Origin of the sequence: Pseudomonas sp. J380, assembly GCF_009827115.1 — a bacterium.
In the GTDB taxonomy this organism is placed as follows: Bacteria; Pseudomonadota; Gammaproteobacteria; order Pseudomonadales; family Pseudomonadaceae; genus Aquipseudomonas; species Aquipseudomonas paracarnis.
Map to the genome: position 1 here is coordinate 2,942,906 of NZ_CP043060.1, position 12,777 is coordinate 2,955,682.

At 61.1% G+C, this 12,777-nt stretch carries 10 protein-coding genes; 4 read left to right on the forward strand and 6 right to left on the reverse strand.

From position 1 onward, the window contains the following. Positions 1-26 precede the first annotated feature (26 nt). From FXO12_RS13280 to mreB, 6 genes are all read right to left on the reverse strand, one after another. The gene (locus tag FXO12_RS13280; protein ID WP_057976863.1) at positions 27-3,842 is read right to left on the reverse strand and encodes a YhdP family protein; all 3,816 of its coding nucleotides are present in this window, start codon (positions 3,840-3,842) and stop codon (positions 27-29) included. Positions 3,843-3,920: 78 nt separating this feature from the next. After that, positions 3,921-5,378 carry a ribonuclease G gene (gene rng, locus FXO12_RS13285; RefSeq protein ID WP_003188562.1) on the reverse strand — a complete coding sequence of 486 codons (1,458 nt, stop codon included), beginning with the start codon at positions 5,376-5,378 and terminating at the stop codon, positions 3,921-3,923. Between the two features lie 70 nt (positions 5,379-5,448). Next, the gene (locus FXO12_RS13290; RefSeq protein ID WP_054897022.1) at positions 5,449-6,045 is read right to left on the reverse strand and encodes a nucleoside triphosphate pyrophosphatase; all 597 of its coding nucleotides are present in this window, start codon (positions 6,043-6,045) and stop codon (positions 5,449-5,451) included. A gap of 51 nt (positions 6,046-6,096) precedes the next feature. Next, positions 6,097-6,585 (reverse strand): rod shape-determining protein MreD, encoded by a 489-nt coding sequence (gene mreD, locus FXO12_RS13295; RefSeq protein WP_003188558.1) that lies wholly within the window; start codon positions 6,583-6,585, stop codon positions 6,097-6,099. Next, positions 6,585-7,628 (reverse strand): rod shape-determining protein MreC, encoded by a 1,044-nt coding sequence (mreC, locus tag FXO12_RS13300; protein WP_034126299.1) that lies wholly within the window; start codon positions 7,626-7,628, stop codon positions 6,585-6,587. The genes mreD and mreC overlap by 1 nt, the downstream gene beginning before the upstream one ends. A gap of 169 nt (positions 7,629-7,797) precedes the next feature. After that, entirely contained in the window at positions 7,798-8,835 is a 1,038-nt protein-coding gene (gene mreB / locus FXO12_RS13305; RefSeq protein WP_002555108.1) for a rod shape-determining protein MreB, read from the reverse strand. Positions 8,836-9,045: 210 nt separating this feature from the next. Between mreB and gatC the strand changes: the two genes are divergently transcribed. From gatC to FXO12_RS13330, 4 genes are all read left to right on the forward strand, one after another. Beyond that, complete coding sequence (gene gatC / locus FXO12_RS13310) at positions 9,046-9,333, forward strand: Asp-tRNA(Asn)/Glu-tRNA(Gln) amidotransferase subunit GatC (protein ID WP_003188556.1); 288 nt, start codon at positions 9,046-9,048, stop codon at positions 9,331-9,333. 16 nt (positions 9,334-9,349) lie between these two features. After that, positions 9,350-10,801, forward strand: a complete 1,452-nt coding sequence (gene gatA, locus FXO12_RS13315; RefSeq protein ID WP_057976861.1) for an Asp-tRNA(Asn)/Glu-tRNA(Gln) amidotransferase subunit GatA — start codon at positions 9,350-9,352, stop codon at positions 10,799-10,801. Positions 10,802-10,811: 10 nt separating this feature from the next. Continuing rightward, positions 10,812-12,257 (forward strand): Asp-tRNA(Asn)/Glu-tRNA(Gln) amidotransferase subunit GatB, encoded by a 1,446-nt coding sequence (gene gatB, locus FXO12_RS13320; protein ID WP_054897023.1) that lies wholly within the window; start codon positions 10,812-10,814, stop codon positions 12,255-12,257. A 130-nt stretch (positions 12,258-12,387) separates the two neighbouring features. After that, the gene (locus FXO12_RS13330; RefSeq protein WP_034126298.1) at positions 12,388-12,759 is read left to right on the forward strand and encodes a septal ring lytic transglycosylase RlpA family protein; all 372 of its coding nucleotides are present in this window, start codon (positions 12,388-12,390) and stop codon (positions 12,757-12,759) included. Positions 12,760-12,777 lie beyond the last annotated feature (18 nt).

A 12,777-nucleotide genomic window follows, 5' to 3' on the forward strand; every position in this document is an offset into this window, starting at 1 on the left:
ATGGGGCCATGCTACTCCACAGGCTCTCAGTTTGGCTTTTCAAATGGCTTGTCGAAGGTGATTTTTGGATCCTTCCAGGGGCCTTGCACCTTGTATTGCACACTGGCGAAGCGCGAAACCCGGTCACCGATCAGCTTGTCGATCAAAAACAGCGCACCACCAATGGCCGGCGCACCGACAATCAGTGCCGCAATCGGCAGGTTGTTGGTCACAGGCAAGGTGACCAGCAATTTGGCGTCGACGCGATCGGCCACCAGATCCAGGGTGCCGTTAAGCTCCAAGTTGGTCGAAGGCCCGGTCATGGTGATGGGCTCGCGGGTCACGAACACGCCATTACTGGCGGCCAACAAGCCTTTGACCCGGTCGTAGCTCAAGCCCTTGCCGAACAAGTCGGAAAAGTCCAAACGCAAACGCCGGCCAATGGAGTTGAAGTTAAGCAGGCCAAACACTCGCAACGCCTGGGCCCCGCCCTCCACTTCGACGAACTGACCTTTACGGAACGCGGCATCCAGGCTGCCGGAAAACCGCTTGGGCCCGACCCAGGCCGGCGACCCCGGCCAGCGGCCATCCACGTCCAGATGAAAGTCTTCGCTGGTCACCGTAGGCGCAAAACCCCAGCCCTTGAGCACGTCGGCAATGTTGCGGCCATCAAGGCGGCCCTTGTACCAACTGCTGCTGGCGCCTGGCGCACCTTCCCAACCCCCGGCGCCCTTGAGCAGCATGCCCTTGAGGCCAAGGTCGAGGTTATTGAAGGCCAGCCCTTTGGCGGTGGGGCGGATCCTCAGCGACCAGGCCCCGATCAGGTCCGAGCCCTGGAAAAGCTGGTCGACGGCAATATCCAGCGCCGGAATGCTTTTTGGGTCGATATCGGCCAGCGGGTCCGGCGCGTTTTCGTCCGCCTGCGCGGTCGGGTCTGGCGCAGGCAATTTCACATACTTGAGGTTGACCGCAATCGGCGCGCCTTTGGCGTCCGGCAGGTACACCGCGCCCTTGGCTTGCTGGCTATCGAGTTGCAAGCCCCAGGCCGCTGGTTTGCGATCGAGCTGCAAGCTGACCTGATCAAACTGGGTACCAAACCCGGTCAGTTTGCCCACCTTGAAGTCCGCACCGCTGAGCAGCTGCTTGGCATTGCCACCTGGATCATTGCCCGCGTAGCGATCCACAAGTTTCTTCCAGGGATCGATATCCAGTTCCGACAGCACGCCACGAATGCGCAGGCCCTTGGCACCGGGCAACATGGCATCACCGTCGCCGAGGAACAGTTCGCCGCGGCCATCATTGAACTTGTCCGGCGGCGCGGCAAAAGTGAAATTCGCCAACTCGCCGTAATCAAACCAGTAACGGCGCTCAGCACCCTGCAAGGTCATGCGAAAGGTGCTGTCACGCCCCTGGCTGGCGGGCATGCCGAACGGTGCCGGCAGGTCCACCGCGACACCCTTGAGGTTGGAGTTGACCATCAACTGGCTGTCCGCGCCGTCCAGGATCACTTGCAACTGGTACGGAATATCGCCGGAGACCGGCAACGGCTGGCTGATTTTCAACCAGTCCGTAAGGCGCTTGACGGTGACCTGGCCATTGGCAGTCACCCGCGTGCTGATATTACCCGGTTTGCCTTCGGCAAAGATCTGCGCCGTGATGGGGCGGTCGAACGCCTGGGCCGAGATCTTCTGCCCGCTCAGGCCCTTGGCGCTGTCGAAGCGAAAATCACCCTTGAGCTGGGTCAGGTCCAGCGGCGGCTCGGCCAATTGCAGGCGCGCCTTGTCGGTCTTGAAGTCCACCACGATCTTGGGCTCAGTGCCTTTGGCCAGCGGTACGTCCAGGTCCAGGCTACCTTGCAGGTCGCCCTCGCCTTTCCAGCCGGCGAACGTAGACGCCGTGCCGATAGGGGCTTCTTGAAGGATCTTCAGGCCGTCGCCCAAACCGCCGGAGAACCCGCCCGTGAGCAGCAGATGACTGTCCCCGCCCGCTGGGGCGTGGGGGATATTGACGTAGACATCCTTGACCTGGGTGTCGAGCAACTGGCCCTTGCTCGCCAGAATGCGTACGCCGCTCTCCTCGACAAACACTTCGCCATTGACCTTGTTCACATGAGGCCAGCCCGGCTGGAAGGCGAGTTCGGCATCATGCACCTTGAAGAACAGGCTGATATTGCGCGATGCGGGCAGCGCATTGTGGCTGAGCGAGCCCTGGTACTGGAAGAAGCCTTCGTCCACCGCGCCCTTGAGGATCGCCGTGCGCAGCCATTCATCCAGCGCCGGGCTCAACACGGCGGGTAGATACTTGGGGGTGAAACGGCCATCGCCATCGACCATGCCGACCCGCAGGTCCATGTAGTCTTCCTGGCTGTGGTCGAAATGCAGACGAATCAGGAAGTCCGCCGCCACCTTGCCTTCCTCGCCCAGTACCTTGATATACGGGGCGATCAGGGTGAAGCCTTGCTTGTCCAGCTTCCAGGTCAGGCGCGCATTGGCCTGGATGTACTGCCACGGCTTGGCGAAGATCGGATACAGATGCAAGGAAAAGTCCTTGCTGTCCATGCGCAACTCACCCTGGCCCAGGTCGCCACTGATGCTGCCGGACACATTGCGTGCGGCCGGCGCGCCAAAGTAGGCATCGAAGCCGACACGCTCCAGGTTGGCGGCAAAACTGAGTTTGCGGTCGGTGGTGTCTTGCGGTCGGAAGTCCACCAGCACATTGCGTAACAGGCCAGTGGCTTTGAGGTGTTCGACGGCCTTGGCGAAACCTTCTGGCAGCGGCGCCAAGGCGTTGAGCAACGGGGTAATGGGGGTCAGGTCGAGGCGGTCGGCCTGCAATTTCCACACTTCCTGTTCCTTGTCGGTCGCCAGGCTTTGCTGCAATTGCAGGCGCGACTCCCAGCGGGTTTCGCCAATGTTCATCGCCAGGGAATCAAACAGCACCTTGAGGCCAGCGTCACTGCGCTGCAGGTAGGCGGTCAGGGCCAGGTTTTCAAGGTGCACCGGCTTACGGTCGGCGTAACTGCCCTTCACTTGGGGCGAATTGAGGCGTACCGCCGCGCTTTGCACCGTGCCTTTGGCCCAACTGAGCCAAAACTCGCCGCCAGCCTTCAATTGCGTCAGCTTCCATTGCTGGGTCAGTTTGGCGGGAATCCACTTGGCCCAGTCGCTTTGCGGCAGGCTCAGGTAGGCATCGACCTCAGCGTCTTGCCACTGGCTGGCACGAATGCGGCTACGCAGGCTGACCGCCAACGGTTGGCCATCGGGCAATGTCAGGCGAGCGTCCAGACGCTGCTGGCTCATGCCGGTATGCAGGCTCAGGCCCACATAGGTCACGGTCACTGGTGCCTGGTCGAAGGGTTGCAGGGTCACCTGGCTGTCCAGCACCGACACGCGCTTGACCATTTGCATGCGCGTCAGCAGTTGTTGCGGGTCCAACGGCTGGTCGTCCTGCACCGGCAAGCCTTGCAGGGTCCAGCGGCCGTCCTGGTCTTCCTTGACACTCAGTTGCAAGCCACTGACTTGCAGATGGGCGATACGCACTTCGCGGGCCAACAGGCTGGCCCACATATCCGGCACCACTTCCACCTGGTCCAGGCGCAAGGCACTGCTGCCCTCGCCGACCATGACGTCGTGGGCCAGCAATACCGGGGCAAACCCGCTCCAGCGGCCTTCAAGGCTGCCGATATGCAGCGGTGTATCCAGCGCAGCCTGGGCCTTGGCCTCGACTTCGGCGCGGTATTCGGCCACCAGCGGGGTGAGTTCGCGCCCCAGGCTCACGTACACCGCCGCCAATACCAGCAACAACGCACACAGGCCCAGACTCCAACGGGTCAAAGCGGCAAAAAAGCGTATCAGACGCTCCATGTCAGGCGACCCTCAAAAAACAGTTAGCGGACCGCAGATCAAGGTCTGCCGGTCTCGAAGAAAGTGCACAGTTGGGGATCAGAGCAACACCACGTCGTATTGTTCCTGGGAATACATGGTTTCGACCTGGAAGCGAATGGTGCGACCGATAAAACTTTCCAGTTCGGCGACGTTACCGGACTCTTCGTCCAGCAGGCGATCCACCACCTTCTGATTGGCAAGCACTCTATAACCTTCGGCCTGATAGGCGCGTGCCTCCCGCAGGATCTCACGGAAAATCTCGTAGCAAACCGTTTCCGGGGTCTTCAGTTTGCCGCGCCCCTGGCAACTGCTGCACGGCTCGCACAGTACCTGTTCCAGGCTCTCACGCGTGCGCTTGCGGGTCATCTGCACCAGGCCCAACTCGGTGATGCCGATGATGTTGGTCTTGGCGTGATCGCGCTCCAGTTGTTTTTCAAGCGTACGCAGCACCTGGCGCTGGTGCTCTTCATCTTCCATGTCGATGAAGTCGATGATGATGATGCCGCCCAGGTTACGCAGGCGCAGTTGACGAGCGATGGCCGTGGCCGCTTCGAGGTTGGTCTTGAAGATCGTCTCTTCAAGGTTGCGATGGCCCACGAAGGCACCGGTGTTGACGTCGATGGTGGTCATGGCTTCTGCCGGGTCCACCACCAGGTAGCCGCCGGACTTGAGTGGCACCTTGCGCTCCAGGGCTTTCTGGATTTCGTCTTCGACGCCATACAGGTCGAATATCGGCCGCTCGCCGGGGTAGTGTTCCAGGCGATCGGCGATTTCTGGCATCAACTCAGCAACAAATTGCGTGGTGCGCTGGAAGGTTTCCCGCGAATCGATGCGAATTTTCTCGATCTTCGGGCTGACCAGATCGCGCAACGTGCGCAACGCCAGGCCAAGGTCTTCATAAATGACGCTGGGCGCGCCAATGGTCTTGATCTGCGCGTCGATTTGGTCCCACAAGCGCCGCAGGTAGCGAATATCCATGAGGATCTCGTCAGCGCCTGCGCCTTCTGCGGCGGTGCGCAGGATAAACCCGCCCGCTTCCTTGATGCCCTCGGCGGCGACGCAGTCGCTGACCACCTTCTTCAGGCGCTCGCGCTCGGCTTCATCTTCGATCTTCAAGGAAATGCCCACATGGGCGGTGCGCGGCATGTACACCAGATAGCGCGAGGGAATCGACAGTTGGGTGGTCAAGCGGGCGCCCTTGGAACCGATGGGGTCCTTGGTGACTTGCACCACCAGGCTCTGGCCCTCGTGCACCAGAGCGCTGATGCTTTCCACCGCAGGACCCTCGCGCAAGGAAATTTCCGAGGCATGGATAAACGCTGCACGGTCCAGGCCGATGTCGACGAAGGCCGCCTGCATGCCCGGCAATACGCGCACCACCTTGCCTTTGTAGATATTGCCGACGATCCCGCGCTTCTGGGTGCGCTCGACATGCACTTCTTGCAGAACACCGTTCTCTACCACCGCCACGCGCGATTCCATCGGCGTGATATTGATCAGAATCTCTTCACTCATGGCTGGGTCTCGTTCAGGCGTTTTCACAATAGTGACCGTTCGCTTAAGGCTTGGCGCTGGAATACGGCGTTCAGCACACGGTAAGGTTTTGCCAACAGGGTATGCCGAATTGGGCGAGCAGTTGCGCGGTTTCGCAGACTGGCAGGCCCACCACGGCGGAATAACTGCCATTCAGCCCGGCCACAAACACCGAGCCCAGCCCTTGGATAGCATAGCCGCCGGCCTTGTCCTGCGGTTCGCCACTGTGCCAGTAGGTGGTAGCCTCCCGCACAGAAACCTCGCGGAAACGTACACGGCTGCTGACACATCGGGTTTCACATTGCTGGCCGTCGGTCAGGGCGATGGCGGTGAGCACTTCATGCTCGCGGCCGGAAAGGGCCATCAGCATGGCCAGTGCATCAGCCTGGTCCACCGGCTTGCCCAGGATCCGCCCATCGACAATCACCGCCGTGTCGGCCCCCAGTACGCAGGTGCCCGAGGTGTGGCCAAGCGCGACAAAACCTGCCGTCGCCTTGCCCCGCGCAAGGCGCTCGACATAGGCAACGGCAGGTTCGTCGTTCAGGGGAGTTTCATCAATAGCGGCGCTGACCAGGGTGAAGGGCACACCGATCTGGGCCAGCAGTTCACGTCGCCGCGGGGAGCCCGAGGCCAGATAAAGCGAATTCATTGCAGACTCTCCCTGTGGGGTTCGATAACCAGGCAGAGCCTCGCAATCCATTCAATTGATTTTATAGCGACGACGCAGCCCACGCAGGCCAAAACTGATCCAGGGCCATAACAAGGCGCTGACCAGCGCCGGCAGAACCAAGGCCAGGGTCGGCTGGCGGTTGCCGGTCAACGCGCTGAGCCATAGTTGCACCAACTGCGCCAGGCCGAAGATCACCAGGATCACCAGGCACTGCTGCCACATCGGGAACATGCGCAAGCGCTGCTGCAGCGACAGCACCAGAAAGGTAATCAGGGTCAGGATCAACGCGTTCTGGCCCAGCAAGGTGCCATACAACACATCTTCGGCCAAACCCAGGCACATGGCCGTGACCATGCCCACCTTGTGCGGCAGGTTCAATGACCAGAACGCCAGCAACAAGGCCAGCCAGAGCGGGCGCAGGATTTCCATGAACTGCGGCAGCGGCGAGACGCTGAGCAGCAAGCCGATGGCGAAGGTCAGCCAGACGATCCAGCCATTGCGTGAATGAGTACCCGCCATTAGTCCCCCCTCTGCGGTGTGGTGGCCGGAGCGGCGGTCGGTTTAGCCGGGCGCGCGTTATGCGCGGCAGGTTTGGCCGGCGTTGCCACAGGTGCTGCAGCTGCCGGTGCAGGTGACGTGGCTGGCGCGGGTGCAGGTGGGCCAACAAAAGCAGGTTTTGGCACCGTGGCCGGCACGATAGGCGCGGTGCCATTCTGCTGGTCCTCCGCTTCCTGGGCCTGGGCAGCGTCGTTAGCGCGCTCTTCCGGGGTGCGGTTGTCGCTGAACACCAGCAGCAGGTAACGGCTGCGGTTCAGCGCGGCAGTCGGTACCGCCCGAACGATAGCGAACGGCTGGCCGGAATCGTGGATCACCTCTTTGACCGTCGCCACCGGATAACCCGCCGGGAAGCGCTGGCCCAGGCCAGAGCTGACCAACAGGTCGCCCTCCTTGATGTCAGCGGTGTCGGCCACATGGCGCAGTTCCAGGCGTTCCGGGTTACCGGTGCCGCTGGCAATCGCGCGCAAACCGTTACGGTTGACCTGTACCGGAATGCTATGGGTCGTGTCCGTCAGCAACAGCACCCGCGAGGTGTAGGGCATCAACTCCACCACCTGGCCCATCAGGCCACGGGCATCGAGCACCGGCTGGCCAAGCACCACACCGTCGCGCTCACCCTTGTTGATGATGATGCGGTGGGTAAAGGGGTTGGGGTCCATGCCGATCAGCTCGGCCACTTCGACCTTTTCGTTGACCAGCGCGGAAGAATTGAGCAACTCGCGCAGCCGAACGTTCTGCTCGGTGAGGGCCGCCAGCTTTTGCATGCGCCCCTGCAACAGCAGGTTTTCAGTCTTGAGTTTTTCGTTCTCGGCGACCAGTTCGGTGCGGCTGCCAAATTGGCTGGACACGCCCTGGAAGAGACGTTGCGGCAGGTCGGTGATCCAGTAGGTCTGCATCAACACCAGCGACATCTGGCTGCGCACCGGCTTGAGCAGTGCAAAGCGGGCATCGACCACCATCAGCGCGACCGAAAGCACGGTCAGCACCAATAAGCGCACACCCAATGAGGGGCCTTTGGCGAAAAGCGGTTTAATAAGCCGCTCCTCCCAGGCAAATGTTCTCTTTATTCATACGGCATCAAACCGGCCTGGATGCAGATTGAAGAAGATAAACGCCAACAGGCAGCACTGCAAAGTGCTGCCTGCCGACGAAGCATGAACCATCCAGGCAATCTTATTCGCTGGAGAGCAGGTCCATGGTGTGTTTATCCATCATTTCCAGCGCACGACCACCGCCACGGGCAACGCAGGTCAGCGGGTCTTCGGCGACGATCACTGGCAGGCCGGTTTCCTGGGCCAGCAACTTGTCGAGGTCGCGCAGCAAGGCGCCACCACCGGTCAGTACCAGGCCACGCTCGGCAATATCGGAAGCCAGCTCCGGCGGCGATTGTTCCAGGGCACTTTTCACCGCCTGAACGATGGTGGCCAGGGACTCTTGCAGAGCCTCCAGCACTTCATTGGAGTTCAGGGTGAAGGCACGTGGAACGCCTTCGGCCAGGTTGCGACCGCGCACATCGACTTCGCGCACTTCACCGCCTGGGTAAGCGGTGCCGATTTCCTGCTTGATGCGCTCGGCGGTGGATTCGCCGATCAGGCTGCCGTAGTTACGACGCACATAAGTGATGATCGCTTCGTCGAAGCGGTCGCCGCCCACGCGCACGGATTCGGCATACACCACACCGTTCAGGGAAATCAGGGCGATTTCGGTAGTACCACCACCGATATCCACCACCATCGAACCGCGCGCTTCTTCCACCGGCAGGCCGGCACCGATCGCAGCCGCCATTGGCTCTTCGATCAGGAATACTTCACGGGCACCGGCGCCAAGGGCCGATTCACGGATGGCGCGACGCTCCACCTGGGTGGACTTGCACGGAACGCAGATCAGCACGCGAGGGCTGGGCTGCAGGAAACTGTTTTCGTGAACTTTGTTGATGAAGTACTGCAGCATCTTTTCGCAGACGCTGAAATCGGCGATCACGCCATCCTTCATCGGACGAATGGCAGCAATATTGCCTGGTGTACGGCCGAGCATGCGCTTGGCCTCGGTGCCAACGGCAACGACACTTTTCTGATTACCATGGGTCCGAATGGCCACAACCGATGGCTCATTCAGAACGATACCGCGCTCGCGCACGTAAATAAGGGTGTTGGCAGTGCCCAGGTCAATGGAGAGATCGCTGGAAAACATGCCACGCAGTTTCTTGAACATGGGGAAAGGACCCTAGGCAACGCGTGGGTAAAAAAGTGCGGCAAACTCTAACAACGACAGGGATTTTGGGCAAGGCGCCAATGTGCTAAATTGGCCGACTTTCTGTGCACCAACCCCCACAATCGCGGCCTTATGACCGTAGAAATGCGGTAGTGTTCCGACAATCTAACACACGGACGCCCTCCGTTCTGTTTTCCACTGGAGAATCCCATGGCGCTTGAACGCTCCGACGTGGAAAAAATCGCACATTTGGCCTCGCTTGGCCTTAATGATGCCGATCTTCCACAGACCACCGCAGCCCTGAACAGCATTCTCGGGCTGGTCGACCAAATGCAGGCCGTGAATACCGACGGCATCGAGCCCCTGGCTCACCCACTGGAAGCCAGCCAGCGCCTGCGCGCAGACGTCGTGACCGAACGCAATAATCGCGAGGCCTACCAGTCCATCGCGCCAGCGGTCGAAAACGGCCTGTACCTGGTTCCGAAAGTCATCGACTAAAGGGAAAGAGCCTTTCATGCATCACATGACTCTGGCCGAGATCGCCCGCGGTCTCGCCGACAAATCGTTTTCTTCCGAAGAGCTGACCCAGACCTTGCTGGCGCGTATCGCCGCGCTCGATCCGAAGGTCAACAGCTTCATCAGCCTCACCGAGGAGCTGGCCCTGAGCCAGGCCAAGGCCGCCGACGCCCGTCGCGCCAACGGTGAGAACGGCGCGCTGCTCGGCGCACCGATCGCCCACAAGGACCTGTTCTGCACCCAGGGCATTCGCACCAGCTGCGGCTCGAAGATGCTCGACAACTTCAAGGCGCCCTACGACGCCACTGTGGTCGCCAAGCTGGCCGCCGCCGGCGCCGTGAACCTGGGCAAGACCAACATGGACGAATTCGCCATGGGTTCGGCCAATGAGTCCAGCTACTACGGCGCGGTGAAAAACCCGTGGAACCTGGAACACGTCCCGGGTGGTTCGTCCGGTGGTTCGGCTGCGGCCGTGGCCGCACGCTTCCTGCCGGCCGCTACCGCCACCGATACCGGCGGTTCGATCCGCCAGCCAGCCGCCTTCACCAACCTCACCGGCCTGAAGCCGACCTACGGTCGCGTTTCCCGCTGGGGCATGATCGCCTACGCCTCAAGTCTCGATCAGGGCGGCCCCCTGGCACGCACGGCTGAAGACTGCGCAATATTGTTACAAGGCATGGCAGGCTTCGATAAACAGGACTCCACCAGCATCGACGAGCCAGTGCCGGACTACAGCGCCAGCCTGAACACCTCGATCAAGGGCCTGCGCATCGGCGTGCCGAAGGAATACTTCAGCGCCGGCCTCGACCCGCGTATCGCCGAACTGGTGCAAAACAGCATCAAAGAGCTGGAAAAGCTTGGCGCCGTGATCAAGGAAATCAGCCTGCCGAACAACCAGCACGCGATTCCCGCCTACTACGTGATCGCGCCAGCAGAGGCCTCTTCCAACCTGTCGCGTTTCGACGGCGTGCGCTTCGGCTATCGCTGCGAAAACCCCAAAGACCTCACCGACCTGTACAAGCGCTCCCGTGGCGAAGGCTTCGGCAGTGAAGTGCAGCGCCGGATCATGGTCGGGGCCTACGCCCTGTCGGCCGGCTACTACGACGCGTACTACCTCAAGGCGCAAAAAATCCGTCGCCTGATCAAGAACGACTTCATGGCCGCCTTTGAAGAAGTCGATGTGATCCTCGGCCCGACCGCGCCGAACCTCGCGTGGAAGATCGGCGCCAAGACCGGCGACCCGATCGCCGAGTACCTGGAAGACCTCTACACCATCACCGCCAACCTCGCGGGCTTGCCGGGCTTGTCCATGCCCGCAGGTTTCGTCGATGGCCTGCCGGTGGGCGTGCAATTGCTCGCCCCATATTTCCAGGAAGGCCGCCTGCTCAATGTGGCGCACCAGTACCAGTTGAACACCGACTGGCACACCCGCACCCCTACCGGCTTTTGAGGAGAACACTATGCAATGGGAAGTTGTGATCGGGCTGGAGATTCATACCCAGCTCGCCACCCAATCGAAGATTTTCTCCGGTAGCGCCACCACGTTCGGCTCCGAGCCCAATACCCAGGCCAGCCTGGTAGACCTGGGCATGCCCGGCGTGCTACCGGTGCTGAACCAGGAAGCGGTGCGCATGGCGGTGATGTTCGGCCTGGCGATTGACGCCGAAATCGGCCAGCACAACGTGTTTGCGCGCAAGAACTACTTCTACCCGGACCTGCCCAAGGGCTACCAGATCAGCCAGATGGAACTGCCGATTGTCGGCAAGGGCCACCTGGACATTCCCCTGGAAGACGGCACCATCAAGCGCGTCGGCGTCACCCGTGCACACCTGGAGGAAGACGCCGGCAAAAGCCTGCACGAAGAATTCCCGGGCGCCACCGGTATCGACCTGAACCGTGCCGGCACGCCGCTGCTGGAGATCGTGTCCGAGCCGGACATGCGCAGCGCCAAGGAAGCCGTGGCCTACGTCAAGACCATCCACGCGCTGGTGCGCTACCTGGGCATCTGCGACGGCAACATGGCCGAAGGCTCGCTGCGTTGCGATTGCAACGTGTCGATCCGCCCCAAGGGCCAGGTCGAGTTCGGCACCCGCTGCGAGATCAAGAACGTCAACTCGTTCCGCTTCATCGAGAAAGCGATCAACAGCGAAGTACGTCGCCAGATCGAACTGATCGAAGACGGCGGCAAGGTGATCCAGCAAACGCGCCTGTACGACCCGAACAAAGACGAAACCCGCGCCATGCGCAGCAAAGAGGAAGCCAACGACTACCGTTACTTCCCCGACCCGGACCTGTTGCCGGTGGTGCTGGAGGATTCGTTCCTCAATGACATCCGCGCCACCCTGCCGGAACTGCCGCAGCAAAAACGCGAGCGCTTCCAGGAGCAATTCGGCCTGTCGGTCTACGATGCCAGCGTATTGGCCTCCAGCCGTGAACAAGCCAACTACTTCGAAAAAGTCGTGAGCATTGCCGGCGACGCCAAGCTGGCGGCCAACTGGGTGATGGTCGAGCTGGGCAGCCTGTTGAACAAACAGGGCCTGGAAATCGACGACGCGCCGGTCACCGCCGAACAACTGGGTGGCATGCTGCTGCGCATCAAGGACAACACCATCTCCGGCAAAATTGCCAAGACCGTGTTCGAAGCGATGGCCGCCGGTGAAGGCAATGCCGACGAGATCATCGAGAAGCGTGGCCTCAAACAAGTCACCGACAGCGGCGCCATCTCGGCCGTGCTCGATGAAATGCTCGCGGCCAATGCCGAACAGGTCGAGCAATACCGCGCCGCAGACGAAGCCAAGCGCGGCAAGATGTTCGGCTTCTTTGTCGGCCAGGCGATGAAAGCCTCCAAGGGCAAAGCCAACCCGCAACAGGTGAACGAACTGCTCAAAAGCAAGCTCGAAGGCTGATCCATGATCGTTCCCACGCTCTGCGTGGGAACGCCTCACGGGACGCTCCGCGTCCGCTTTTGTGACGCGTAGCGTCACCAGCTGCATTCCCACGCAGAGCGTGGGAACGATCCAACGGGGACATCTTGAAATGAAGCGTCTACTCGGCCTCCTGGCCCTGTCCTCCCTGCTGGCCGGTTGCGCCAGCGGCCTCATCGACCCCAACGGCTACGACGAAACCGGCACCGCGTCCTATTACGGCGCCAAGCACCATGGCAAGAAAACCGCCAGCGGTGAACCTTTCAACCAGAACGCCTTGACCGCCGCCCATCGGCGCCTGCCCTTCGGTACGCAGGTCAAGGTGACCAACCTCGACAACAACCGTTCTGTCGTGGTGCGTATCACTGATCGCGGCCCGCATACCCGTGGCCGCCTGATCGACGTTTCACGCAAGGCTGCCGAGCAGTTGCGCATGCTGCGCAGCGGTACCGCACGGGTACGCGTGCAAGCCCTGAACAACTGATCGAGGCAGCCTTGAGCA

Bases quoted from the DNA above. Each gene is read 5' to 3' on its own strand.
- FXO12_RS13280 (WP_057976863.1), bottom strand. From the start codon at position 3,842: ATGGAGCGTCTGATACGCTTTTTTGCCGCTTTGACCCGTTGGAGTCTG.
- rng (WP_003188562.1), bottom strand. From the start codon at position 5,378: ATGAGTGAAGAGATTCTGATCAATATCACGCCGATGGAATCGCGCGTG.
- FXO12_RS13290 (WP_054897022.1), bottom strand. From the start codon at position 6,045: ATGAATTCGCTTTATCTGGCCTCGGGCTCCCCGCGGCGACGTGAACTG.
- mreD (WP_003188558.1), bottom strand. From the start codon at position 6,585: ATGGCGGGTACTCATTCACGCAATGGCTGGATCGTCTGGCTGACCTTC.
- mreB (WP_002555108.1), bottom strand. From the start codon at position 8,835: ATGTTCAAGAAACTGCGTGGCATGTTTTCCAGCGATCTCTCCATTGAC.
- gatC (WP_003188556.1), top strand. From the start codon at position 9,046: ATGGCGCTTGAACGCTCCGACGTGGAAAAAATCGCACATTTGGCCTCG.
- gatA (WP_057976861.1), top strand. From the start codon at position 9,350: ATGCATCACATGACTCTGGCCGAGATCGCCCGCGGTCTCGCCGACAAA.
- gatB (WP_054897023.1), top strand. From the start codon at position 10,812: ATGCAATGGGAAGTTGTGATCGGGCTGGAGATTCATACCCAGCTCGCC.
- FXO12_RS13330 (WP_034126298.1), top strand. From the start codon at position 12,388: ATGAAGCGTCTACTCGGCCTCCTGGCCCTGTCCTCCCTGCTGGCCGGT.